Genomic DNA, 22589 nt, shown 5'->3' with positions numbered 1-22589 from the left:
TCACCCTATCGGCCCATCCTTTGCCTGAACTTGGTGGTAGAGGTGCTGCGCCGAGATCAGAGTTGACGTTCTGCCAGCACCGTCGCGACGGAATCGGCTTCCGTGGGTGACTTGTCCTCGCGATAGCGGACGACGCGGGCGAAGCGGAGTGTGACGCCGGCCGGATAGCGGGTGGACTTCTGCAGCCCGTCGTAGGCGATCTCGACGACGAGCTCCGGTCGCACGGTCACCAGGAAGCCGTCGTCGCTGACCGCGAGCTCACGCAGCCGCTCGGTCTGCCAGGCGAGCATCACATCGGTCATGCCCTTGAAGGTCTTCCCGAGCATGGCGTACGTCCCGTCGTCGCGCCGTGCGCCCAGGTGGAGGTTGGAGAGCTTGCCGGTGCGCCGCCCGTGCCCCCACTCGGCGGCCAGGACCACGAGGTCCAGGGTGTGCACGGGCTTGACCTTCAGCCAGCTCGCCCCACGGCGACCGGCGATGTACGGCGCGTCGAGGGCCTTGAGCACGACTCCCTCATGGCCGCGGCCCAGCGTGTCGGCGAAGAACTCCTCGGCGGCGCGGAGCTCCGTCCCGTCGGCGGGGTCGGTGACCACGGTGCGCCGCACCCGCATCGGCTCGGGGACGAGCCGCGCCAGGTGACCGTGCCGCTCGGTGAAGGGCAGGTCGAGGAGATCCCGCCCTCCGTCGTACAGGACGTCGAAGAAGACGGGGGAGACGGGGAGCCCGGCGGCGGCGGTGGCGACATCCACCCGGGATCCGACGCGTCCGGCGATCTCCTGGAAGGGGCGGGGTCTGCCGTCGTCGTCCAGCGCGATGACCTCCCCGTCGAGAATGAAGGTCTCACCGTCCAATTCGCGTGAGGCGGCGGTGAGTTCGGGAAGGCGGTCGGTGATGTCGTCGAGGGTGCGGGTGTAGACGCGGACCTCGTCCCCGTCGCGGTGCACCTGGACGCGGATGCCGTCCAGCTTCTCCTCGACGGCGCACGGCCCGCCCAGTTTGCCGACGCCTTCGGTGACGGAACCCGCGCCGTGCGCGAGCATCGGGAGTACGGGCCGCCCGACGCTGAGCCGGAACTCCTCCACCGCGCCGGCCCCCCTCGCGAGAAGGGCCTCGGCGACGGGGGTCACCGCCCCTGCCAGCATCACCGCGCGCCGCACGGCGGCCGGTGGGGCCTGGGTGGCCCGGGCGAGGCCCTCCACGGCGATGGCGTCGAGCGCGCCCTGGCGCACCTCGCCGGTGAGCAGACCGACGAGGAACCGCTGCTCTTCGGCGGTGGCCGCGCCCATCAACTCCCTGACGAGCCGCCTTCGTTCGCCCTGGGAGCCCTGGCCGGAGAGGGCGCCGACGGCGGTGAGGGCGGCATCCGTGGCCTGGACGGTGAGGGTGGGTTCGACGGCGGCCGGGGGCGGATCCTTCAGGAGGCTCCACCCGATGCCCAGCCTCCCCTGGGGGAGGCGGCCCGCGAGGTAGGGGATGACGATGGGGGCGTCGGCGGGGGTGGCCGAGCGGAAGAGGTCGGCGAGGAGGGTGATCTTCTGAGAGCGGGCGGGGGTGGTGGCCACAGTGGCGGACACGTGGGCCAGGCGGGCTAGGAGCATGAGTTCTTCCTTCCCCGATCCCGCCCCTTCCTGGCTGCTCTATTAGCGGCTTCGCCGCGCGGGATCCCCCCGCGGTGGATCCCGCGCGGGGGATCCACCCCCGTCTCCCTCCCTCGAACGCCGGAGTGGCGCAGGTCACAGAATTCGACCCGCGTGCCGCGTAATGAAACCCCTCGTCGCGGCCTCGTACAGGCACGGAAGAAAGCAGAGCGAGCAGCGGCAGCTGCGGCAGAAGAGGAGTCCGATCGTGGCCGTCACCCTTGAGCAGCCCGCTCGCGCCCGCCTGATCACCCCCGAAGGGCGCGAGCGTGCGCTGTCCGTGACCCTGCGCTACGCGTCGGACGACCCGCTCGCCGTCCAGATCGCCTTTCCGTCCGAGGCCTCCCTCGACGGTGCGGAGGTCACCTGGATCTTCGCCCGTCAGCTCCTGGAAGAGGGGCTGCGTACCCCCGTGGGTACCGGGGACGTACACATCTGGCCGTGCGGGCGGGCGCGCACGGTTCTCGAGTTCCATGCGCCGCAGGGTCTCGCCCTGGTGCAGTTCGACAGAGCGGTGCTGCGGAGATTCCTGCTCCGTGCGTACGCCGTCGTGGGCGCGGGGCGCGAGGAGGCGGGGCTCGATCTGGATCAGGATCTCGCCCGTCTGCTGCGCGGAGTCTGAGCGCGACGCGCGTACGCACTCGCCCATACGATATTAGGTTAGGCTGCCCTAACTTGATCGTGATGAGTGGCTTCCGGCCGCTCAGGGGAGGGGAGTCCGATGGGTCATGGCTGGGAGGGGGCCGTCCTCAAGCTGCTGCGCGGCAAGGACTTCGAGTTCACCGTGACCGGGGCCGAGGACGTCACCGAGCACTACCGGCGCCTGCACCTCACAGATGGCGGCATGCTCGCGCTGACCGGAGTGCATCCGACGATGTGGGTGCGCCTGTGGTTCGACCAGGCGGACGGCAGGCATCATCAGCGCGCGTACACCCTGGTCGACCCCGATCCCGCCGCCGGGACGTTCAGCCTCGAGTTCGCCCTGCACGACGGCCGGGCGAGCGACTGGGCGCGCAAGGCGGGACCGGGGGACAGGGTCGATGCCACCCTCCAGGGCACCGGCTTCGACGTGCCCGATCCGCTGCCCGCACGGCTTCTGGTGATCGGGGACACGGCAGCGCTCCCGGCCGTCACATCGCTCCTGGCCGCCATGCCCGACGTACCGGCGACCCTCTGGCTCGAGACGCAGCATGCCTCGGACCGCGACCTCGGCCTGAGCCTCGACCCTGCCCTGCACGACCTGCACCGGGTGGAGCGGCGTGACGCGGGTGGCCACCTCGTCGACGAGGTGAAGGCGGCGCTGCCCGCGCTGATCGAGGACTCCGCCGACGTGTACGTATGGATCACCTGTGACACGACGACGACCCGGGCCCTGGCCTCGTACGTACGCAAGGAGCTCTCGATCCCGAAGCACCGCGTGCACGCGCTCGGCTACTGGCGCCCCGAGAAGCGGTAGGCGCGGGCCGCCCGCCGCCGGATCACCACCACCGCACCGGCCACCAGGGCCACCGAACCCGCGGCGACGAGAAGGATCGCGGTCCAGTCCGAGCCGTCCGTCTCGACCGCATGGGCGGCGAGCTCGGCAGCGGGCGCGGGACCCCGTGCCGTGCCCGCCTTCTCGCTCTCGGGGATCAGCGAACCCACCGGCCTGACATGCCCCGCTGCCTTGAACCCCCAGTCGAGGAGCGACCTGGTCTCCTCGTACACGCGGTATCCGCCGCTCGCCTGGGGGTTCATCACCGATACGACGAGAGTGCGGCCGCCGCGCTGGGCCGCGCTGATGAGGGTGTTGCCCGCGTGGCTCGTGTAGCCGTTCTTGATGCCCAGCAGGCCGGGGTAGCCGGCCACGCCGTCGGCGCCGGTGAGCAGACGGTTGGTGTTCTGGATGGGGTAGGACCAGCCGCCGTTCGGGAACTTGGCGACGGGGGTCGAGCAGTAGCGGGCGAACTCCGGATCCGCGAGCCCCGCCCGGCCGAAGACCGCGAGGTCGTACGCCGATGAGACCTGCCCCGGCGCGTCGTAACCGTCCGGCGAGACCACATGCGTGTCGCGTGCGCCCAGCGTGCGGGCCTTGGCGCGCATCTGACGGACGGTCTGCTGCCAGCCGCCGTTGAGCTTGGCGAGCACGTGCACGGCGTCGTTGCCGGAGCTGAGGAACACGCCGCGCCACAGATCGGCGATGCGGTAGCTGCGCCCCGCCTCGACCCCCACCAGGCTGCTGCCGTCGCCGATGCCGGAGAGGTCGCTCTGGGTGACCTTGTGCCGGGCGACGGCGTCCAGGTGCGGCAGCGCGGTGAGGGCGAAGAGCGACTTCAGGGTGGAGGCGGGCGGAAGCTGACGGTGCGCGTTGTGGGCGGCGAGCACTTCGCCCGAACGGGCGTCGGCCACCAGCCAGGAGAGCGCGGAGACGTCGCCAGGCACGGCCGGGGCGCCCGCGCCGGGACGCGCCTGGACTCCCTGCCGGTCGAGGAGGTCCGAGGAGTACGCGGGGCCCGGCTTGGGCGGCGTGGGCTCGGCCGTCGCGGCCGCCGCCGAGGCGGGTGTGGGCAGGAGGGCCAGGGCGGCGACCGCGAGTGCCGCGGTGCGGACGGATGAGGAGCGCGGGAGGTACCTGATGACCATTCAGCCACGGTATGAGCGCGGCCCGAAGCCCGCAGGTCAGCTTGGTCCGGCTGGATGTACCGGTGGCCGCCGACCGTGTCCGCGTGCGCTCTTCCCGAACCCGCCGTGCCTGCGGTGTGCGGCACCGTGCTGCTCCTGCAGTTGATGATGATCTGGTCGGTCCTCCGGCCCAACGCGGCAAGGAAGTTGTGACGTCCGTCACGAACGGCCCCTCATCCCGATACTTTCCTCTAGGTACCTACTGCCCCGGCGCCGATAGCTTCCGTGGAGTCAACCGAGAACGACCAACGGGAGCGAAAATGATCGTGGTGACCGGAGCGACGGGCAATGTCGGCAGGCCGCTCGTGCGGGCCCTCGTCGCGGCCGGCGAGCAGGTGACGGCTGTCTCGCGCGGCATATCGGCGGCGGACGTTCCCGCCGGCGTACGGCACCATCGGGCCGACGTGGCCGATGCGGACAGCCTGCGCCCCGTGCTCGACGGGGCGGACGCGCTGTTCCTGCTGACCTCCGGCGACCTGGTGCTCGCCGGAGGCGGTGTGCACGGCGTCCTCGACGCCGCACGGGCGGGCGGCGTCCGACGGGTCGTCCTGCTGTCGTCCCAGGGCGTCGGGACACAGCGCCACCCCTCGGGATACGAGGACGCCGTCAAAGCATCGGCCCCGGAATGGACGCTGCTGCGCCCCGGGGGCTTCGCCTCCAACGCGTTCCTGTGGGCCGAGCCGGTCCGCGAGCGGCGGGCGGTGACCGCGCCGTTCGGCGATACGGCGCTGCCGGTCGTCGATCCGGCCGACATCGCGGAGGTCGCCGCGGCGGCGCTGCGCGAAAGGGGCCACACGGGCGCCACGTACGTACTGACCGGACCGGCGCCCGTCACGCCCCGGCAGCAGGCGGCGGCGATCGGGGACGCGGTGGGCGAGCCAGTGCGGTTCGTCGAGCAGAGCCGAGCGGAGGCCCGGGAGCAGCTGGTGCGGTTCCTGCCCGCGCAGGTCGTGGACTCCACCCTCGCCATCCTGGGTACGCCGTCCGCCGAGGAGCAGCAGGTGAGCCCCGACGTCGAGCGGGTCCTGGGCCGTCCGCCCCGTGCGTTCGCCGAGTGGGTGACGCGGAACGCGGCCGCCTTCAAGTGACCCCAGTGCCCCCGCTGCTCAGCCGCGCGGCCGGACGTGGAGATCGGGGCCGCTCGCCCCCGGCGCCTCCACGCCCGGCAGCAGCCGCATGTCGTGGTCGTAGTCACCGCCGACCAGCGACCGGAACGGCACCGGCTCATCCGTGAAGAGCCCGTCGAGCCGACGCCCGTACGCCCGCTTGGCCGCCGCGAACCGATCCTCCGGCAGATCGTTCGCGTCGTACACCACGAACGGTTCGAGCGGCTCCATGCCGGTGAACCAGAACAGGCCGTGCTGCACGGGGTACAGGACGTCCGCGATGCGGCCGTGGATGCCCCGGTCGGTGAACGAGGACTCCCGGGCGCCGACCGTCACCGACACCAGCGCGCGCCGCCCCGCCAAGGCGCCCTCGCTGTAGGGCGGCGGGACCGCGGGGCCGTAGCCGAACCCCGCGGTGAACACCCGGTCGATCCAGCCCTTCAGGATCGCGGGCGCCGAGAACCACCACATCGGGAACTGCAGGATCACCGCGTCCGCCCAGCGCACTTTCTCCTGCTCCGCCGCGATGTCCGGCGAGAGGCGCTCCGCCAGGGTGTCCTGCTCGGAGGCGGCCATCACGTGCAGTCGCCGGTCCGCGGTGTGGCCGGGGAAGTCGTCGGCGTCCACCGTCGCCTTCCACTTCATCGCGTAGAGGTCGCAGACCTGCACCTCGTGACCGGCCGCGCGCAGCTCCTCCACGGCGAAGGAGGCAAGCGAGGCGTTGAGCGAACGGGGTTCCGGATGGGCGCTGACGACGAGGATCTTCTTCATGACGCCACGTTCTCCCAGGCCGGGGAGGGTAGCCAGAACCCTGTTCAACCGTCGGAACGGCAATCCTGGTACTGGCAGGGCCACGCATAATTGACCCCATGGACGACGGCACGGACCAACCGACGCACACGGACGGGATCGGCGACACCCGGCGGGCACTCGGCGGTTTTCTGCGCGCCCGCCGGGGGCGCGTCGCGCCGGAGCACGTGGGGATCGCCGGCGGCCGTCGCCGCCGGGTGCGCGGGCTGCGCCGTGAGGAGCTGGCCCAGCTCGCCGGGATCAGCGTGGACTACTACGTACGTCTCGAACAGGGCCGGGCCACCCAGCCGTCCCCCGAGGTGCTCGACGCGCTCGCCGGCGCGCTCGGCCTCGACGCGGCGGAGCGGGGGCATCTGGCGACTTTGGCCGCGGCCCGGCGCGATCCCGCGCCCACGGCCCGGGTCAGCCCCCTGCTGCGGCGGATGCTGGACTCCATGACCGGATTCCCGGCGTTCGCCACGGACCACCGTCTCGACGTGGTGGCCTGGAACAGCCTCGGCGCCGAGCTGATGGGCGGCCTGGGTGAACCGCGGCGCCGCGACCGGAACAACGCGAGGTTCCTCTTCCTCGACCCCGCGTCGCGCGCCGTGTTCCCCGAGTGGGAGGACAGGGCGGCGGAGGCCGTGGGGCAGTTGCGGGTGGCGGCGGGGCGTTACCCCGAGGACGCGGAGCTTGCGGCGCTCATCGCCGAACTGGCCGCGCACAGCGCCGAGTTCCGGAAGATCTGGGACAGCGGCGAGGTCGTGATGTGCGCGGCGGGCCGCAAGCGGCTGCGGCACCCGGTGGCCGGGCGGCTCACCCTGGACTTCGAGACCTTGCATGTGCCGGCGGCGCCCGGTGAGACGGGGCTCGTGGTGCACGTGTTCAGCGCCGCGGAGGACAGCGCGGAGGCCGAGGCTCTCGCGGGTCTGGCCCGTGGCCGCGCTCGCGACCTGTCGGCCTAGGGCTTGACCGGCAGGTCGTCCAGCAGGTCGTCCAGTTCGGCCGCGAAGAGAAGCGCCGGATCGAAGCCCATTCCGCTGAAGTGGCCCGAGAGTTCCAGGGACAGCACGCCGTGCACCCGGGTCCAGAAGGACAGGGCCCGGTGGAGGGCCGCACCTTGGGCGGGGTGACTGGCGGCCCAGTCCCGGTGGTCCTCCAGGTGGGCGGCGAACGGTGACGCGGTGCTGTCCGGCGCGAGCGCCGTGGAGGCGTCGAGCAGCGTCGTCATGATCTCGTTGGAGATGCCGGTGATGTCCTCGGGCGCGTGATAGCCGGGGACGGGGGTGCCGTAGATGAGGAAGTACCGCTGCGGGTCTTCCAGCGCCCAGGCGCGTACGACGTGGGCCAGTCCGGCGAGGTCGGCGCCGTCGGTGAAGGCCGCGCGGACGGTGTCGGCGAGGCTTCGGTACGCGTCGCGGATGAGTTCGGTGATCAGCTCCTCGCGACCGGCGAAGTAGCGGTAGAGCGCGGGACCGCTCATGCCCATCTGCTTGGCGATCGCGTTGAGCGAGAGCGCGGACGCTCCCGCCGTGGCGATCTGCTCCCACGCACGCTCCTTGACTCCAAGGCTCTCGTGCGCCACAGGACCGAGACCGTGATCCACGCGCCGCTGAGCACCGTCTGGAAGCTGCAGACCGACGTGGAGCGCTGGCCGTCCTGGCAGGAGCCGGTCACGACCGTCGACCGCCTCGACCGCGGCCCCTTCCGGAAGGGTTCCGCGTTCCGGTGGACGACTCCGATACCCCCCAACCCCGCGACTCCCGCCACGAGCCTGGACATCACCTCGACCGTCAAGCAGCTCAAGCGCGATTCCTGCATCCGCTGGACCGGCCCCGCGAGCGGCGAGGGGCTGCGCATCGACGGCGTCCACGTATGGAACTTCGTCAAGGTCGAGGGAGGAGTCCTCGTGCGCACTGAGGAGACCCACGCGGGAGAGCAGGTCGACGCGAACGTACCCGCCGCGACCGAGATCCTCAGTGAGGGCCTCGAAGGGTGTCTTGCTGCCCTGAAGACCACGGCGGAAGCCCGCGCAGGCCACCACCAGCACCACTGAACCAAGCACCAGGCCCGCCCTCCCCTGGAGGAGTACGACAGAGGCGCGGCACACCTGCAACCGCCGGTGTGCCGCGCCTTTGTCGGTGCGCCTGGGTTACTTCGGAAGGTTCGCCTCGATGGCGGCGATGACCTCGGGAGCGTCCGGCTCGGTCTTCGGACCGAACCGGGCCACCACGTCGCCGTCCGCGTTCGTGAGGAACTTCTCGAAGTTCCAGCGGACGTCGCCGGTGTGTCCCTCGGCGTCCGCCGTGCCGACGAGGTTCTTGTACAGCGCGTGCCGGTCGTCGCCGTTCACGTCGACCTTCTCGGTCATCGGGAACGTCACGCCGTACGTCGCCGAGCAGAACTCGGCGATCTCCTCCGACGTACCCGGCTCCTGGCCCATGAACTGGTTGCAGGGCACGCCGAGGACGGTGAAGCCACGGGCCGCGTACTGCTCGTGCAGGCGCTCGAGGCCGCCGTACTGCGGGGTGAGACCGCACTTGGAGGCGACATTGACGATCAGGACGGCCTTGCCCAGGTACTGGCCCAGGTTCGCCGAGCCGCCCTGGAGGGCGCCGATCTCTGCATCTTCGTAGACAGACATGATTCGGAGCCTACGCGCACGGGGCCCCGCCGATCACTCCGGTCCCGTCCGGTTCAGGCGGCCGCAGGCGATCAGCTCGACCGTCACGGCCACCGCGATCGCCTGGATCGCCATGAGGGCGATGAGCACGAACAGCTGCACCGCTCCCGCGAGGATGGGTGATGCCCCGCCCAGGAGCATGCCGACGAAGGCTCCGGGCAGGGTGACCAGGCCCACCGTGCGGGTCTGGTCGAGGCCGGGGAGCAGGGCGTCCGACGCCGCGGGGCGGATCACCTCCAGGCGGGCGTCCCGTTCGAGCAGGCCGATGGCCAGGCCCGCCTCGAACTCGCCCTTGCGGGAATGGAGTTCGTCCAGCGCCCGGCGTCCGCCGAGCACCGTCGCCGTCAGGGCGCCGCCGATCAGGATGCCGGTCACGGGGATCATGGCGATACCGCGCACCGGCAGGAGCCCGGCCAGGGTCAGGCAGGCCACCACGGGTACGACGGGGCCCGCGATCGGCAGCGCCGCCCACCACCAGCTGCCGTTGGCGGTGATGCGGCGCCCCGCGGTGCGCGCGGCGACGGCGAGCATCAGGAGCAGGAAGGCGAAGAGCGCCACGACGTGGTGGATCACCCAGCCGATCGCCAGGGACACCACGCCCAGCTGCGCCGCCGCCCGCACACCGGCCACGAGGATCTCCCGCGCCCTGCCGTACGAGCCGTCGGGGGAGAGGCGGAACACGGCGGCCGTCGTGGCCGCGGCGAGCAGCAGTACGAGGAGCGCCACACCGAGCGTCGCGTTGACCGGAAGCAGGGCCTGAGCGGCGAGATCGCGCACGCGTTCACCCTATGGCGGCGCCGGGCTAGGAAGAACCCGAGGGCGGAGACGACGACCGGAACTCGGAGTCCTGGGTCGTCGGGGGCGGGCCCGGTCTGTGAGGATTGCGGGAAGAACATGCGATGCCGGACGAGCAAGCAACGCCGGAAGAAAGAAGGGCTGACCTCATGGCGCAGCAGGTACAGGGCGTGATCGCGCGCGCGAAGGGCGAGCCGGTACGGATCGAGACGATCGTCGTGCCGGACCCGGGGCCCGGAGAAGCCGTGGTGAAGGTGCAGGCCTGCGGGGTCTGTCATACCGACCTGCACTACCGCGAGGGCGGCATCAACGACGAGTTCCCCTTCCTCCTCGGCCATGAGGCGGCGGGCGTCGTCGAGTCGGTCGGCGACGGTGTCACGGAGGTCGCGCCCGGCGACTACGTGATCCTCAACTGGCGCGCGGTGTGCGGCCAGTGCCGCGCGTGCAAGCGTGGCCGCCCCCAGTACTGCTTCGACACGCACAACGCCAAGCAGAAGATGACGCTCACGGACGGCACCGAGCTCTCGCCCGCGCTCGGCATCGGCGCCTTCGCGGAGAAGACCCTCGTCGCCGCCGGGCAGTGCACCAAGGTCGACCCGGCCGCGTCGCCCGCCGCCGCGGGACTCCTCGGCTGCGGGGTCATGGCCGGTATCGGCGCCGCCATCAACACCGGCAACGTGGGCCGCGGCGACTCGGTCGCCGTGATCGGCTGCGGCGGAGTCGGCAACGCGGCGGTCGTGGGCGCGCGGCTCGCCGGAGCCGCGAAGGTCATCGCCGTCGACATCGACGACAAGAAGCTCCAGACGGCGAAGAGCCTCGGCGCCACGCACACCGTCAACTCCCGTTCGGCGGACCCGATCGAGGCGATCCGCGAGCTGACCGACGGCAACGGAGCCGACGTCGTCATCGAGGCGGTCGGCCGCCCGGAGACGTACGAGCAGGCCTTCTACGCCCGCGACCTGGCGGGCACGGTCGTCCTGGTCGGCGTGCCGACACCCGAGATGCGCATCGATCTGCCGCTCCTTGACGTCTTCGGGCGCGGCGGCGCGCTCAAGTCGAGCTGGTACGGGGACTGCCTGCCCTCACGCGATTTCCCGATGCTCATCGACCTCTACCAGCAGGGGCGGCTCGACCTGGACGCGTTCGTCACGGAGACGATCGCGCTTGCGGACGTGGAGAAGGCGTTCGAGCGGATGCACCACGGCGATGTCCTCCGTTCGGTGGTGGTCTTCTGATGGCGGCACGCATCGACCACATGGTCACCTCGGGCACGTTCTCCCTCGACGGAGGCACCTGGGACGTCGACAACAACGTATGGATCGTGGGCGACGACAGCGAGGTCGTCGTCATCGACGCCGCGCACGACGCGGACGCCATCGCGGCCGTGGTCGGGGAGCGCCGGGTCGTCGCGATCGTGTGCACGCACGCCCACGACGACCACATCGACGCGGCCCCCGCGCTCGCGGACCGCACCGGCGCGCCGATCCTGCTGCACCCCGCCGACGCGGAGCTGTGGAAGCAGACCCACCCCGACCGCGCCCCCGACGGCGAGCTGTCCGACGGGCAGGAACTCACCGTGGCGGGAACGGAGTTGAAGGTCCTGCACACCCCGGGCCACTGCCTGGGCGCCGTCAGTCTCCACGCGCCCGCCCTGAGTACGGTCTTCACCGGCGACACGCTCTTCGCGGGCGGTCCTGGAGCGACGGGCCGGTCGTTCAGCGACTTCCCGACGATCGTCGACTCGATCAGGGACCGCCTCCTGACGCTGCCCCCGGAGACGGTGGTGCGGACCGGGCACGGCGACAGCACGACGATCGGCGCGGAGGCGCCGCATCTGGAGGAGTGGATCGCCCGCGGGCACTGACCTCGACAGCTGACATGAGCGACATCAACTGACGTACGCGACCGGGGCCCTGCCCGGTGCATCCGACCGGCCCCGCGTGGTTCACCGCGCGGGGTCTTTCGCGTACTGGCCCTGTTCCGCGATCTCCGATAAGTTAGGCAAGGCTTACCTAATGGAGGTTGAAGGATGGGTGTCCGTCACGTCAGCACGTCCGTGCCCACCGCAGCGGCACGCGCTCGCTCACTGCTCACCACCGCCTGGTCCTGCGCGGTGACCACGGAGATCGGCAGGGATGAACTCGTCGGCGCGCACAGCGTCACGCCGGAGGGCATCCTCATGCTGTCACCGCCACCGGACAGCGCGCTGGCCACCGCGATGATCTGCGCGCCGCGCGGCGAACCGTCCACCCTCGTGGAGTTCGCCGACGTCGCCCCCGTACCGGTCAGGGACCGGATCCGGGCCCGGCTGTGGCTCTCGGGGTCACTCGTACCCGACGCGGAGGGTTTCCTCTTCGCGCCCACCTGCGCCGTCCTGCACGACTCCACCGGCGGCCGCATCGGCATCGACCTCGACGAACTGGCCCTGGCCGCCCCCGATCCGCTGGCCGAGGCCGAGGCGCGGCTGCTCACCCATCTCGCCGACTCCCACGAGGACGCCGTGGAGCAGCTGACCCGGCTCGTGTGCTCGGACAGCCTGCACGGCGTGGTGCGCGTACGCCCGCTGGCCATCGACCGCTACGCGCTCACGCTGCGGCTCGAGAAGGCAAGCAGCCAGGCGGACGTCCGGCTCGCCTTCGACGAGCCCGTCGAGGACCTCGGCCAGGTGACCGAACGCATGCACATCCTGCTGACCAAAGCCCGGCACCTGCGCCGCCCCCTACTGCGCCCCACTCCGCCCGACGCCTGAATTCGCCGCCTTCATCGACCGCAGCGCGAGCAGGAGCACCCCGATGTCGTCGAGGAACACCGGATCGGGCAGCAGATCGGCCGGCAGGACGAGATAGGCGATGGCGGCCCAGAACACCCACTGGCGCTCGACCGGCAGGCCCGCTCTGCGCAGATCGCGGCGTGCGCGGACCAGACGTACGAGCAGTGCGATCGCGACCGCGAGTGTCGCGGCCGCCAGGATCGCGCCTGCCACAAGGAGGACCGTGAATTCCGTGCTCACCAGACCCTGACCTCCGCTCTGCGACGTCCTGCGCGGGCACTCGGCCCAGGCTATGGGTACCCGCGGGACGGCGCGCGAACATCCCGTCCTGCCCTCCCATGAAGGAAGATGGAGGCCGGTTTCACCGCCAGCTCCTCCAACTCCTTCCTGGAAAGGCAGAGATGAGCCAGACGAGCCAGACGCTGATCACGGCAGGGCGGGTTCTGACCGGGCCAGGTGGCCAGTACGTCATGGACGGCGCCGTACTGACACGAGGTGCCGACATCGTCGCCGCGGGCGCCCGGGCCGAGGTCGAGCCCCTGGCGGACGGCGTGTCGCAGCGGTTCGCACTGCCCGACGCCACGGTGCTGCCCGGCCTCATCGACGCCCACGTCCATCTGGTCTTCGACGCGAGCAAGGACCCCGTCGCCGTCCTGGACGCGCACAGCGACACCACTCTGATGGCGGCGATGGAGGAGCGGGCGCTCCAGTTCCTGCGCAGCGGTGTCACCACGGTGCGCGATCTGGGTGACCGGGGCCGCATCACCCTGCGCCTGCGCGAGGAGATCACCGCGTCCCGGGTGCCGGGCCCGCGGATCGTCGCCGCCACCACACCGCTGACCACCAAGGGCGGCCACTGCTGGTTCCTGGGCGGTGAGGTCGAGGGCGAGAGCGAGATCCGCGCCCTGGTGCGGCAGAACGCGGAGCTCGGCGCGGACGTCATCAAGGTCATGGCCACCGGCGGCGGCCTCACCAAGAGCGGCCCCGCCACCTGGCAGGCCCAGTTCGACGCCCCCGAACTGCGCGTGATCGTCCGCGAGGCGCACCGGGCCGGGCTGCCGGTGGCCGCGCACGGACACGGCACGGCGGGCATCGTGGCCGCGGTGATGGCCGGTGTCGACACCATCGAGCACTGCACCTGGCTCACCCGCGATGGCCTCGACCTGCGCGAGGACGTCCTGGACACCATGGTCGACAAGGGCATCCGCATCTGCCCCACCATCAGCCCGAACTGGCGGATGCTGCCCATGTTCTTCGGCGCCGAACGGGCCGAGGCGATGTTCGACCAGGTCCGCACGATGGCGGAGCACGGCGCGCGGCTGATCGCGGGGACGGACGCGGGAGTGCAGCGGGCGGGCTGCGACGGCCTGGCCCAGAGCCTCGGCTTCTACCAGCACTTGGGGGCCGAACCCCACCGCGTCATCGACATGGCGACCACGGAGGCCGCCGACGCACTGGGCATCGCCGACCAGGTGGGGCGCCTCGCCGCGGGCTACCGCGCCGACCTGATCGCGGTGCACGGAGATCCGCTCACGGACGTGGCGGCCCTGGGCGACGTACGCCTGGTCATGGCGAACGGCCGGACGGTGGACCAGGAGTGAGAGATCAGAACGACGGCGAGCCAGGGACCGTCGACGAACCCGGCACCCCCGGCTGGGAGACACACCTCCCGACGGACGCCGACCGGGGCGAGAGGCTCCTGCGCAAGACCGTCGACGACCGCCACGTACGACATCCCGGCCGCCGAGGGCATCAGCGACATGGTCCCGGCGGCGATGGTGTCCCGGGTAGCGGAATGGGCCCCCGGCGACGAGGTCGAGATCGTCGCGAGGGCCCAGGACGTCGACTTCACCAAGCCGTAGACCCGGCCGGGTGGGAACCGTAGGTCAGCGGGCGGTGTACGCGCCGTCCACCAGGTGGTAGCTGCCGTGGATGAACGAGGCGCGCCCCGAGAGCAGGAACACGATCAGCTCGGCGACCTCCTCGGAGTGACCGAGGCGGCCCGCCGGGTGCAGGGAGACGAGCGCGTCGTACTCGCCCTGGTTCATCTGCTGCAGGAGCGGGGTCTCGATGAAGCCGGGGCCGACCGCGTTCACGCGGACGCCCTTCGCCGCGTACTCGGCGGCGGCGGTCTTGGTGAGGCCGACGACACCGTGCTTGGCGGCGACGTAGGCGGGGGAGCCCGCGAAGCCGACGGAACCGAGGATCGAGGCGACGTTCACGATGGCGCCCGCGCCCGCGGCCTCGAGGACCGGGAGCTCATAGCGCATCGAGTAGAAGACGCCGTCGAGGTTCGTGCGTACGACGCGGTTGTAGACATCGATGTCGTACTCGCCCGTCGGCTTGCTCTCGCCGCCGATGCCCGCGTTGTTGACCGCGAGGTCGAGCCCGCCGAACGTGTCGACGGCGAACCGCACGGCGGCCTCGACCGACGCGGGCTCGGTGACGTCCACGGCGACCGCGGCGGCCTTGACGCCCTCCGCGAGGAGCTCGGCGGCGGCCTTCTCGGCGCCCTCGGCGTTGTAGTCGGCGATGACGACGTTCGCGCCGCCCCCGCCCAGGCGGCGGGCGGTGGCCAGGCCTATGCCGGAGGCGGCGCCCGTGATCAGGGCGGTCTTGCCCGCGAACTCGGTGGCGTAGTCGGGGACGGTGGTGGCGGGGGTGGTGCTCATGGCGCTTTTCACTTTCCTTGTGCGATGTGGGGGGCCGCGAGGGCTGCCTCCCCGGTCAGGACGGCGTAGGCCCGCTCCACATGCGCGGTGAGGTCTGCGTCGTACTCGTGCCCGCCGCGTGCCCAGCTGCGCAGGGCCGCGGTCAGGACTCCGGCGGCAGCGCCGACGACGACGGCCGGGCGCTGGTCCCGGGCGGGGTCGGTGCCGAGCCGGTCGGCGATGATCCGGACGGACTCGTCCTGGGCGTCGACCCGGACGCGTTCGTACGCGGCGAACAGGGCGGGCTCCGTGTCGACGAGGGCGAGCAGCTCGCGCCTCCGGGCCCGACGGTGCAGGGCCGGAGCCTCCGGGGCGTCGAGCCAGTCCCGCACAGCCGCGCGATAGGCGGCCAGCGGGGGCTCGTCGGCGGGGCGGGCGCGCAGGGCCGCGTTGATGCTGTCTCCGTCGGCGCGGGTGAAGTCGAGCGCCGCGGCCTCCTTGCTGCCGAAGTGGCGGCTGAAGGTGCGGCGCGTGACATCGGCGCGCTCGGCGACGGCCTCCACGGTGACGGCCGCGAGGCCGTGCTCAAGAATCAGGTCGATGGCCGCGTCGGCGAGCGCTTCCCGCGTCTGGCGGGCCTTGCGCTGCCTGCGGTCCTCGCCGCTCCGGTCGGTGGCCGGAGCCGGGGTCGGCCTCGGGGCTCCTGGGCCGGATTCCGTCGCCTTGTTCATGTCTTCGACTGTACACCTGTGATGTCCCAATGGGACACCTGTCCCGCCGGGACTCAATCGACTGTTAAAGGCTCATGGACTTATGGACTCATGCGGAACGCAGATCGAAGACGCCGTACCCGAATCCCCGCGCCGTGACAACGCCGCTGTCTGCCTCCACGCCCTTCGCCTCAAGCGTCTGGGGGCCCGCCCCGTCCACGAGACGGGAGGCGAACGCCGCCGGTGTGCTGCGGGGATTGATCACCACGAGATGGCGCCCGCCTCTGACGTACACGAACGGATAGCCGCTGTGCAGCACCTCCACCGATCCGCCGGGACCTAGTTCGGGGGTGGCCTTGCGCAGGGCGATCAGGCGGTGCACGAGGTGCAGGAGAGAGGTGTCGTCGGCGCGCTGAGCGGCGACGGAGGGGCGCAGCGGGTCGGGGTCGACGGGGAGGTAGAGACGGCCGGCCGGGGCGCTGGAGAAGCCGGCGTTCGCGCTGTCGTCCCACTGCATGGGGGTGCGCGAGCCGGCCCGGTTGTAGCGCGGGCCGAGCACACTGCCCTCGGTGTCGGGAAGGCCGGGCACGTAACGCATGCCGATCTCGTCGCCGTAGTAGATCGCGGGGAGCGTGGGCCAGGTGAGCTGGAAGGCGAACGCCGCCGGAAGCTGCTCGGCGGTGCGCGGGCCGCAGTTGAGGCGGGAGAAGTCGTGGTTGGAGGTGGGCAGCGAGATGTGCCCGGCGTCACCGACGGCTTCCTGGGCCGCCCGCCACGCCTCGACGAACGTACGGGGTGACCCCTTCCCGCCGGGGTCGAAGAAGCAGTCGAGCGGGTCCCACCCCTCGTCCGCGGTGCCCTCGCCGTTGTTCCACAGAGAGCGCAGGGGGCCGCCGTTGGTGGGGCCGCCGAACTGCAGGAAGAAGTCGGCGTGGAACCCGGCGGGGACGGACACGGCCGGATCGCCCCACTCCGAGAGCAGCACCGCGTCCGGGTGGGCGGAATCCAGCCAGCCGCGCAGCTCCGTCCACACCGCGGCCGTCGCGCCGCGGTCCGGGTCGTCCTTGACGAGGGAGTGCGCCATGTCGACGCGGAATCCGGCGAGGCCCAGGCGCAGCCAGTGGTCCATGATGTCGCGCAGCGCGGCCCGGTTGGCGCGCGGACCCTCGGCGTCGACGGTCTGCCGCCACGGCTCGGCCGGATCCATGTGCGCGTAACCGAAGTTGAGGGCGGGCTGGGAGTCGAAGAAGTTCGGCAGATACGCGCCGGGGCGGCTCCCGGGGGACCGTACGAAACCATCCGGACCGCCCTCCGGAGCCCAGATGTAGCGGTGGTCGTCGGGGTCGTCGGCCGACGCGGTGAACCACGGGTGCCGGTCGGAGGTGTGCCCGGCCACCAGGTCGAGCAGGACCCGGATACCGCGCCGCCCCGCCTCCTCCACCAGCTCGGCCAGGTCGGCGTCGGTGCCGTAGCGGGGCGCGATGGAGAGGTAGTCGGACACGTCGTAACCGGCGTCCCTGAACGGTGAGGTGAAGCAGGGGTTGATCCAGACGGCGTCGACCCCGAGCCAGGCCAGGTGGTCCAGATGCCCGGTGATGCCGTTGAAGTCACCGATGCCGTCGCCGTCGGAGTCGGCGAAGGACTGCGGATAGATCTGGTAGAAGACGGCGTCGGAGAGCCATGCGGGGGCGGGGCGGAAGGAAGTCATGGGACGGGTGCGGCCTTTCCTTCGTTCGGCTTCCGGGGACGGGCGAGGTGGCTGCCCGCCAGGTGCTGCCACGCGCCTACCACTTGCCTGCCACGTGCCTACAGAGGCAGCGCGCATACCGCGATCGGGGCGGCGAACGGCTTTCCTGTCAGGCGCAGTTGACCACCGCTGCCCACCTCGAAGACGCTCACCGAGTTCGACTTCTGGTTCGCGGTGAACAGCAGCCGCTGGGACGGTGAGAAGGCGATGTGCCGCGGGAAGTCCCCGCCGACGGGGACGGTGTCGAGCAGCCGCAGCCGGGCGCCGTCCGCCTCGATGGCGTACCGCGTAAGGCTGTTGTGCCCGCGGTTGGCGAGGAAGGCGAAGGTGCCCTCATGCGTGACGGCGAACTGCGCCGGATAGCTGGTGCCTTCGCCCGTGCCGGTGGACTGCGGCGCACCGGGATTCAGTCGGCCGCTCGCGGGATCGTACGCGCAGACGACCACCGTGTTGTCGAGCTCGTTGGCCAGGTAGGCGAAGCGTCCGGAGGGGTGGAAGGTGAGGTGGCGGGGTCCCGCACCCGGTCGCAGAGTGGCGTACGAGACCTGGGTGAGCTTCCCCTTCTTCGTGTCGAGGCGGTAGCTGTAGACGGTGTCGTTGCCCAGATCTACGGCGAGGACATGACCGCCGTCCGGACTGGTCACGATCTGGTGGGCGTGCGGCCCGTCCTGGCCGGGGCCGGGCGGTGGACTGGAGTGGGTGACCAGATCGCTCAACTCGTCCAGGGCGCCCGAGGATTGAATGGGATGGACGGCTACGTTCCCGGAGAGATAGTTGGCGCTGAGCAGCCAGCGTCCGCCCGGGTGCACGGACAGGTGGCAGGGCCCCGCGCCTCCAGTGCCACGCGCTCCCAGGACTTCGGGACCCGAGGGGGAGAGCGCGATCGCGGTCACGCCGCCCTGTTCCCGCTCATTGACGGCGTAGAGGGTTTTGCCCGAGGGGTGGAGGCAGAGGTAGGAGGGGTCGGGTACGCCGGTCAGTGTGCCGGTGCCGGTGATGTTTCCGGTCGCTTCGTCGTACGTGGCCAGGCCGAGGCCGGTGCCGCCGCCTTGCTGGGCGGTGTACGTACCGAGGAAGAGCTGTCGTGTGCGGCGTGGCCGCCGTTCGGGGGAGAGGGCGGCCGTGGACGCGGACGCGGGCGTGGGTGCGGAGACGGCGGCGGCAGCCGTGGCGGCGACGGCTCCGATGAATCCCCGTCGTCCCCAGGCGTTCGCTGCGGGCAGTCCCTCGGGCCCGCTGTTCATCCCTGCCGCCATGTCCGCTCCTTGGGTGTCGGTAGTGACGCGTGTGGCAGACAGCGTGGCGCTTGGAATCCCCACGATCAAGAGGCGCAACCGGAGCTGCGTTCTGCGCAATGGAACGTGGGGGTCGGGCGGGATTCGGGTGAGTGGTGCGACGGTCGCATATGGCCATCACAACCGGATGCCGCGACACCGGTCGAGTGTCTCGTCGGTAGACCTCTGTACCTGGCGAACAGTGCATGAATTACGGAGAGTAACTATGGCCAACTTGCCTCGAATATGCGCCGCGCAGTGGCCGGTCATACCACCCTGAGGTATGAACTGGCTCTGAGCGGGCAAGATGTAGGTGCCAATCGCGGTGCCGCCCCAGACCTCGGCGGCGTCGGGCGCCGACCTCAGGGCCGCGCCGCTCGCGTTGTCGTAACTCTTCGTATGCGGGGTGTAGGGAATTAGGGGGTGGACCATGGGCACGCCCGACCCGGGTTTTGGGCTGCATCACCGTGTGGTGGGCGGATCGATCGTTCTGACGTTCCACGGTGAACTGGACGCATGGGCTGAACAGGAACTCGGGTCGCGAATAACGGAGTTACTGGACCGGTCGGACGGGGGCGTGGTGGCGGACCTGCGGCAGGTGTCCTTCCTGGACGCCGGCGGTCTGCGACTGCTGGTGCGCCTCAAGGGGCAGGCCTTCGCGAGGCGGCGCCCGCTGCGGCTGGTGCGCAGCAGTACGCGCGTCTGGCGGGTACTGCGCATCACTCGACTCGACCGCAGTTTCACCGTCCTGGACAGCATGCCGGCGGACCTGGACACGCCCGACGACTACGAGGGAAACCTGAACAGACCAGCCTAGAAAGGGAGCAAGTGGCAAATCTCATTATATGATTCGCCGAAGCTGCACCCTCTCTGGTCCTGGTCCTGGTTCTGGTCCTGGTCTTGGTCTTGTCCGTGGTTCCGGCCATAGTTCCGGCCTGGGTTCCGGCCGTGACCTTGGCTCCGCACCTGGCCCTCGCGCTCTTGTGAGCGCCATCCCGCGCTCCCTGCTGACCGCGATCGTCCTGCTCCTCGCGCTGCCCGCCGCCCCGGCAGCCGCGGCGTCCGTAAGCCCGGAGCCGCCGTGCACCGCCGGTACCGCCCCCTACCAGCGGCAGCTGGAGAAGGAGCTGCGCAGACCGGTCGACGGGGTCCAGTCGCCGGAGGACTGCGCGGCGATCCGGCGGTTGCAGCGGCGCCTCGGAGTCTCGCCCGCCGACGGGCTCGCTTCGCTGCGCACGTACCGGATGATGGTCGCCGACCAGGTGCGGCGCGACCCCGCAGCCCGCCGGGGCTGTCCGTCCCCGGCGTACCGAGTGGTCTGTGTGGATCTGACCCGGCAGATCCTCTGGGTACAGGTGGGGCAGCGCCTCGTCTTCGCGCCGGTGCCGGTGCGCAGTGGGCGCGACGGTCTGGAGACGCGGCGCGGCTGGCACCGGATCTACTGGAAGCACCGGGACCACTTCTCGACGATCTACAACGTGCCGATGCCCTACGCCCAGTTCTTCGACGGCGGCCAGGCCCTGCACGGCACCCGGCACGACCTCTTCTCCTCCGGGTCGGGCGGCTGCGTGAACCTGACGGTGCCGGACGCGAAGCGGCTCTACCAACTGCTGAACAAGGGCGACCGGATCTACGTGTGGGGCACGAAGCCCGGCACCGGCGGCTGACTGACGCCGTGCACTGACGCCGTGCACTGACGCCGTGCACTGACGCCGTGCACCGATGCCGTGCACCACCGGCGGCTGACGGATGACCGCCCGTCAGCCGCCGGTGCGCGAGCCTCGCTCGCCCCGCTCGACGCTCAGCCCTTGCCGCCCTTGCCCGTGTCGTCCCGCACATTGCTGAGCCGGACGGTGACGCCCTTGGTGGCGTTGGCCTCGGTCAGCCGGTAGGGGCCGGTGACCGCGGGGGAGGGCAGCCGGTATCCGTCCGGTACGGCCGTCTCCTTGAGGTAGTAGGAGCCGAGCGGCTGGTCGGGGAAGTCGCAGCGGCCCCGGCCGTCCGTGGCGCAGCCCTGCCCCCTGCGAGTGTCAGGGTTCGCCCCTCCGGTCTGTAGTCCGGCCCTGCCGTTGGTCTCGCGCCACAGTTCGAACACGGCCCCGGCCAGCGGGCGGCCGTTGCCGCGGTCCGTCTTGGTGACGTGCAGGGCGCCCACCTTCTCGTTGACGGCCGTCTTCTTGTTCTTCGCGGTCACCGTGACGCCCTCGCGCGCGTTGTCCTCGGTCACGACGAGCGGACCGAAGGAGGCCGGGGAGGGCAGGTCGTACCCGTTCGGGGCCTTGGTCTCCACCCAGTAGTACGTGCCGAGCGGCACCGCCCGGCGGCACTCGCCCTGGGCATCCGTGGTGCACGGGGTGCCTACCCGGGTATCGGGGTCGGCGCCGGAGGTCTGTACGCCGGGGACTCCGTTGGTCTCGTGCCAGAGCTCGAAGACCGCCCCGGGCAGCGCCTTGCCGTTCGCCGCGTCCTTCTTGGCGACCTCGACGGAGCCGGTCTCCGTCGGCGCGGTCCCGCACTCGGGCAGGTCACCCACGAAGGGGTAGTTGTGGAACTCCTGCCCGCCTCCGCCACTCAGCGAGCTGGTGTGAGTGATCGAACCGGCCGTGAAGAACCGTCCGTTGATGCCGGGCACGCTGACCGTCGTGTCCGACGCGTTCTGGCCGATCAGCAGGCTGCCCTGGAACTGCCCGGTGCCTTTGATCTCCAGGTCTGTCGCGTCGGGGAAGTTCCACAGCAGGCGCTCGCGCAGAGCGTTGAGCGGATCCGTCGCGTCGTCGATGCCGCCGCTGTAGGTGTTGACGACCCGCTTCGCGCCAAGGACGTTGACCAGGACCGTCGCTCCGTCCGGGATGTTCACGAACCGGATGCCCTCCTGCCCGCCGCTCGCGCCGGCCAGGTCGAAGTCGACGTTGAACACCTGACGCGCCGATGTGCCGTCCCCGGTGAACACCGTCTCGCCGCCCGCGTGCACGGCCGTGCCGGTCGGCGTGCGGCTGCCGTTCTCTCCGTGCGCGTAGCACTGGCTCGCCACATTGAGCTGACCGCGCAGCGCGGTGTACGGCGCCGCGGCGTCCGGGTCCCGGGTCACGTCCTGGGCCAGGATCGTGCCGCTCGCCGCGCCCGCGTGACGTACGACCCCCTGCTCGGCGAGGAGCTGCTGGCCCGCGGCGACGGTGACGTCACCCCCGGTCGTGAGCCAGTCGGAACCGATCGGAGGCGCGACCCGGGAGCCGACGCCCGCCTCGCCGACGTTGTAGATGCCGCTGACCCCGGCCCTCTTGTTCTGGTCGAAGTCGCCGAGGACGACGACGCGCCCCTCGGCCTCCGCCGCGCTCCCGCGCACCAGGAAGTCGCCGCCCGCGAAGACGTTGATGGCGTTGTCGCGGTAGCGGATCGCGCCGTTCGAGATGGGCGGGTAGGAGCCCGAGGGGCAGGTGCCCGGCACACAGGGGCCGAGCCCGCCGGGCAGCGGAGCGGCCACGGCCCTGCCGACCGGCGGGTCCCCGGCCGACGCGAAGGCGTTCCCGGAGGGGAACAGCGGGACGGACGCGGCGGCGAACGCACAGCTCAAGGCGGTCAGCAGACGTCCGGCACGCTGCGTGTGGAACAGTCCGGGCATGTCGATCAACAGCTCCTCAGCCGATAGGAAAGATTCCTCACCGGCATCTTGAGGCAGCCTCCCGCCGGGCCCGGCGCGGCAGGGCCGCGTCCTCCCGGGTGGCCGCGAACTTCCACTCTCCCGGCGGGCGCAGGGGTGACTGCTCGG

Annotated in this window: 22 protein-coding genes and 2 pseudogenes; 12 read left to right on the top strand and 12 right to left on the bottom strand. The window is 71.1% G+C overall.

The annotated features are described in order from the left end of the window. Nucleotides 1–56 precede the first annotated feature (56 nt). Nucleotides 57–1598 (bottom strand): ATP-dependent DNA ligase, encoded by a 1542-nt coding sequence (locus tag ACZ5CR_RS16055; protein WP_468857751.1) that lies wholly within the window; start codon nt 1596–1598, stop codon nt 57–59. A gap of 247 nt (nt 1599–1845) precedes the next feature. Here ACZ5CR_RS16055 and ssgD point away from each other — a divergent pair, with 247 nt between their 5' ends. Beyond that, a complete protein-coding gene (gene ssgD, locus ACZ5CR_RS16050) occupies nt 1846–2259 on the top strand; it encodes a spore wall synthesis regulator SsgD (RefSeq protein ID WP_389911167.1) in 414 nt (137 codons plus the stop codon). Between the two features lie 99 nt (nt 2260–2358). Next, a complete protein-coding gene (locus tag ACZ5CR_RS16045) occupies nt 2359–3093 on the top strand; it encodes a siderophore-interacting protein (RefSeq protein WP_468857750.1) in 735 nt (244 codons plus the stop codon). On the opposite strand, the gene ACZ5CR_RS16040 is transcribed toward ACZ5CR_RS16045, so the two are convergent. Next, entirely contained in the window at nt 3069–4259 is a 1191-nt protein-coding gene (locus ACZ5CR_RS16040; RefSeq protein WP_468857749.1) for a D-alanyl-D-alanine carboxypeptidase family protein, read from the bottom strand. The two genes, ACZ5CR_RS16045 and ACZ5CR_RS16040, sit on opposite strands and share 25 nt — an antisense overlap. Before the next feature lie 299 nt (nt 4260–4558). Between ACZ5CR_RS16040 and ACZ5CR_RS16035 the strand changes: the two genes are divergently transcribed. Continuing rightward, nucleotides 4559–5386, top strand: a complete 828-nt coding sequence (locus ACZ5CR_RS16035) for an NAD(P)H-binding protein (RefSeq protein WP_468857747.1) — start codon at nt 4559–4561, stop codon at nt 5384–5386. Between the two features lie 18 nt (nt 5387–5404). On the opposite strand, the gene ACZ5CR_RS16030 is transcribed toward ACZ5CR_RS16035, so the two are convergent. Further along, nucleotides 5405–6175, bottom strand: a complete 771-nt coding sequence (locus ACZ5CR_RS16030; RefSeq protein WP_468857745.1) for an NAD(P)H-dependent oxidoreductase — start codon at nt 6173–6175, stop codon at nt 5405–5407. Between the two features lie 98 nt (nt 6176–6273). Here ACZ5CR_RS16030 and ACZ5CR_RS16025 point away from each other — a divergent pair, with 98 nt between their 5' ends. Beyond that, nucleotides 6274–7158 carry a helix-turn-helix domain-containing protein gene (locus ACZ5CR_RS16025; protein WP_468857744.1) on the top strand — a complete coding sequence of 295 codons (885 nt, stop codon included), beginning with the start codon at nt 6274–6276 and terminating at the stop codon, nt 7156–7158. Here ACZ5CR_RS16025 and ACZ5CR_RS16020 read toward each other — a convergent pair. After that, nucleotides 7155–7799, bottom strand: a complete 645-nt coding sequence (locus tag ACZ5CR_RS16020; protein ID WP_468857743.1) for a TetR/AcrR family transcriptional regulator — start codon at nt 7797–7799, stop codon at nt 7155–7157. The two genes, ACZ5CR_RS16025 and ACZ5CR_RS16020, sit on opposite strands and share 4 nt — an antisense overlap. On the opposite strand from ACZ5CR_RS16020, the pseudogene ACZ5CR_RS16015 reads away from it, so the two are divergent. Continuing rightward, nucleotides 7752–8249, top strand: a pseudogene (locus ACZ5CR_RS16015) (SRPBCC family protein); the annotation flags it as partial. The gene ACZ5CR_RS16020 and the pseudogene ACZ5CR_RS16015 sit on opposite strands and share 48 nt — an antisense overlap. 96 nt (nt 8250–8345) lie before the next feature. On the opposite strand, the gene ACZ5CR_RS16010 reads toward ACZ5CR_RS16015, so the two are convergent. Both ACZ5CR_RS16010 and ACZ5CR_RS16005 read right to left on the bottom strand, forming a co-directional pair. After that, nucleotides 8346–8837 (bottom strand): glutathione peroxidase, encoded by a 492-nt coding sequence (locus ACZ5CR_RS16010; protein ID WP_468857742.1) that lies wholly within the window; start codon nt 8835–8837, stop codon nt 8346–8348. Nucleotides 8838–8870: 33 nt separating this feature from the next. Continuing rightward, nucleotides 8871–9653, bottom strand: coding sequence for an ABC transporter permease (locus tag ACZ5CR_RS16005; protein ID WP_468857740.1), 783 nt, complete (start codon nt 9651–9653; stop codon nt 8871–8873). A gap of 167 nt (nt 9654–9820) precedes the next feature. Between ACZ5CR_RS16005 and ACZ5CR_RS16000 the strand changes: the two genes are divergently transcribed. From ACZ5CR_RS16000 to ACZ5CR_RS15990, 3 genes are all read left to right on the top strand, one after another. Next, nucleotides 9821–10906, top strand: coding sequence for an S-(hydroxymethyl)mycothiol dehydrogenase (locus ACZ5CR_RS16000; RefSeq protein ID WP_468857738.1), 1086 nt, complete (start codon nt 9821–9823; stop codon nt 10904–10906). Beyond that, entirely contained in the window at nt 10906–11535 is a 630-nt protein-coding gene (locus ACZ5CR_RS15995; protein WP_468857736.1) for an MBL fold metallo-hydrolase, read from the top strand. The genes ACZ5CR_RS16000 and ACZ5CR_RS15995 overlap by 1 nt, the downstream gene beginning before the upstream one ends. 165 nt (nt 11536–11700) lie before the next feature. Next, on the top strand, nt 11701–12420 hold the full coding sequence (locus ACZ5CR_RS15990) for a DUF2470 domain-containing protein (protein ID WP_468857734.1): 720 nt from the start codon (nt 11701–11703) through the stop codon (nt 12418–12420). On the opposite strand, the gene ACZ5CR_RS15985 is transcribed toward ACZ5CR_RS15990, so the two are convergent. Continuing rightward, nucleotides 12391–12681, bottom strand: coding sequence for a YkvA family protein (locus tag ACZ5CR_RS15985; protein WP_468857732.1), 291 nt, complete (start codon nt 12679–12681; stop codon nt 12391–12393). The two genes, ACZ5CR_RS15990 and ACZ5CR_RS15985, sit on opposite strands and share 30 nt — an antisense overlap. Nucleotides 12682–12842: 161 nt before the next feature. Between ACZ5CR_RS15985 and ACZ5CR_RS15980 the strand changes: the two genes are divergently transcribed. Next, nucleotides 12843–14042 carry an amidohydrolase family protein gene (locus ACZ5CR_RS15980; RefSeq protein ID WP_468857731.1) on the top strand — a complete coding sequence of 400 codons (1200 nt, stop codon included), beginning with the start codon at nt 12843–12845 and terminating at the stop codon, nt 14040–14042. Next, nucleotides 14018–14303: pseudogene (locus tag ACZ5CR_RS15975) on the top strand (cysteine hydrolase); the annotation flags it as partial. The gene ACZ5CR_RS15980 and the pseudogene ACZ5CR_RS15975, both read left to right, overlap by 25 nt. Nucleotides 14304–14327: 24 nt before the next feature. Here the strand turns inward: ACZ5CR_RS15975 and ACZ5CR_RS15970 are convergent. The 4 genes from ACZ5CR_RS15970 to ACZ5CR_RS15955 form a co-directional block, all read right to left on the bottom strand. Next, nucleotides 14328–15113 carry an SDR family NAD(P)-dependent oxidoreductase gene (locus tag ACZ5CR_RS15970; protein ID WP_468857729.1) on the bottom strand — a complete coding sequence of 262 codons (786 nt, stop codon included), beginning with the start codon at nt 15111–15113 and terminating at the stop codon, nt 14328–14330. Between the two features lie 8 nt (nt 15114–15121). Beyond that, nucleotides 15122–15823: a TetR/AcrR family transcriptional regulator gene (locus ACZ5CR_RS15965; protein ID WP_468857727.1), complete on the bottom strand. Its 702-nt coding sequence runs from the start codon at nt 15821–15823 to the stop codon at nt 15122–15124. Nucleotides 15824–15911: 88 nt separating this feature from the next. Further along, complete coding sequence (locus ACZ5CR_RS15960; protein WP_468857726.1) at nt 15912–17510, bottom strand: alpha-amylase family glycosyl hydrolase; 1599 nt, start codon at nt 17508–17510, stop codon at nt 15912–15914. Between the two features lie 98 nt (nt 17511–17608). Next, nucleotides 17609–18805, bottom strand: coding sequence for a lactonase family protein (locus tag ACZ5CR_RS15955; protein WP_468857725.1), 1197 nt, complete (start codon nt 18803–18805; stop codon nt 17609–17611). Between the two features lie 448 nt (nt 18806–19253). On the opposite strand from ACZ5CR_RS15955, the gene ACZ5CR_RS15950 reads away from it, so the two are divergent. Together ACZ5CR_RS15950 and ACZ5CR_RS15945 are read left to right on the top strand one after the other, a co-directional pair. Further along, a complete protein-coding gene (locus tag ACZ5CR_RS15950; protein ID WP_468857723.1) occupies nt 19254–19640 on the top strand; it encodes an STAS domain-containing protein in 387 nt (128 codons plus the stop codon). Nucleotides 19641–19806: 166 nt separating this feature from the next. After that, nucleotides 19807–20490 carry a L,D-transpeptidase gene (locus ACZ5CR_RS15945; protein ID WP_468857721.1) on the top strand — a complete coding sequence of 228 codons (684 nt, stop codon included), beginning with the start codon at nt 19807–19809 and terminating at the stop codon, nt 20488–20490. A gap of 134 nt (nt 20491–20624) precedes the next feature. Here the strand turns inward: ACZ5CR_RS15945 and ACZ5CR_RS15940 are convergent, their stop codons facing one another. Further along, nucleotides 20625–22442: a choice-of-anchor A family protein gene (locus ACZ5CR_RS15940; RefSeq protein ID WP_468857719.1), complete on the bottom strand. Its 1818-nt coding sequence runs from the start codon at nt 22440–22442 to the stop codon at nt 20625–20627. Nucleotides 22443–22589 lie beyond the last annotated feature (147 nt).

This window comes from Streptomyces sp. NPDC031274 (assembly GCF_055570235.1).
Note: the sequence above shows the minus strand (reverse complement) of the source record. Positions and strands in the feature narration are given on the sequence as shown.

Excerpts from the sequence above, each read along its gene's own strand:
- ACZ5CR_RS16055 (WP_468857751.1), bottom strand. The coding sequence starts at position 1,598 with ATGCTCCTAGCCCGCCTGGCCCACGTGTCCGCCACTGTGGCCACCACC.
- ACZ5CR_RS16045 (WP_468857750.1), top strand. The coding sequence starts at position 2,359 with ATGGGTCATGGCTGGGAGGGGGCCGTCCTCAAGCTGCTGCGCGGCAAG.
- ACZ5CR_RS16040 (WP_468857749.1), bottom strand. The coding sequence starts at position 4,259 with ATGGTCATCAGGTACCTCCCGCGCTCCTCATCCGTCCGCACCGCGGCA.
- ACZ5CR_RS16035 (WP_468857747.1), top strand. The coding sequence starts at position 4,559 with ATGATCGTGGTGACCGGAGCGACGGGCAATGTCGGCAGGCCGCTCGTG.
- ACZ5CR_RS16030 (WP_468857745.1), bottom strand. The coding sequence starts at position 6,175 with ATGAAGAAGATCCTCGTCGTCAGCGCCCATCCGGAACCCCGTTCGCTC.
- ACZ5CR_RS16025 (WP_468857744.1), top strand. The coding sequence starts at position 6,274 with ATGGACGACGGCACGGACCAACCGACGCACACGGACGGGATCGGCGAC.
- ACZ5CR_RS16010 (WP_468857742.1), bottom strand. The coding sequence starts at position 8,837 with ATGTCTGTCTACGAAGATGCAGAGATCGGCGCCCTCCAGGGCGGCTCG.
- ACZ5CR_RS16000 (WP_468857738.1), top strand. The coding sequence starts at position 9,821 with ATGGCGCAGCAGGTACAGGGCGTGATCGCGCGCGCGAAGGGCGAGCCG.
- ACZ5CR_RS15995 (WP_468857736.1), top strand. The coding sequence starts at position 10,906 with ATGGCGGCACGCATCGACCACATGGTCACCTCGGGCACGTTCTCCCTC.
- ACZ5CR_RS15990 (WP_468857734.1), top strand. The coding sequence starts at position 11,701 with ATGGGTGTCCGTCACGTCAGCACGTCCGTGCCCACCGCAGCGGCACGC.
- ACZ5CR_RS15980 (WP_468857731.1), top strand. The coding sequence starts at position 12,843 with ATGAGCCAGACGAGCCAGACGCTGATCACGGCAGGGCGGGTTCTGACC.
- ACZ5CR_RS15970 (WP_468857729.1), bottom strand. The coding sequence starts at position 15,113 with ATGAGCACCACCCCCGCCACCACCGTCCCCGACTACGCCACCGAGTTC.
- ACZ5CR_RS15965 (WP_468857727.1), bottom strand. The coding sequence starts at position 15,823 with ATGAACAAGGCGACGGAATCCGGCCCAGGAGCCCCGAGGCCGACCCCG.
- ACZ5CR_RS15960 (WP_468857726.1), bottom strand. The coding sequence starts at position 17,510 with ATGACTTCCTTCCGCCCCGCCCCCGCATGGCTCTCCGACGCCGTCTTC.
- ACZ5CR_RS15955 (WP_468857725.1), bottom strand. The coding sequence starts at position 18,805 with ATGGCGGCAGGGATGAACAGCGGGCCCGAGGGACTGCCCGCAGCGAAC.
- ACZ5CR_RS15950 (WP_468857723.1), top strand. The coding sequence starts at position 19,254 with ATGGGCACGCCCGACCCGGGTTTTGGGCTGCATCACCGTGTGGTGGGC.
- ACZ5CR_RS15940 (WP_468857719.1), bottom strand. The coding sequence starts at position 22,442 with ATGCCCGGACTGTTCCACACGCAGCGTGCCGGACGTCTGCTGACCGCC.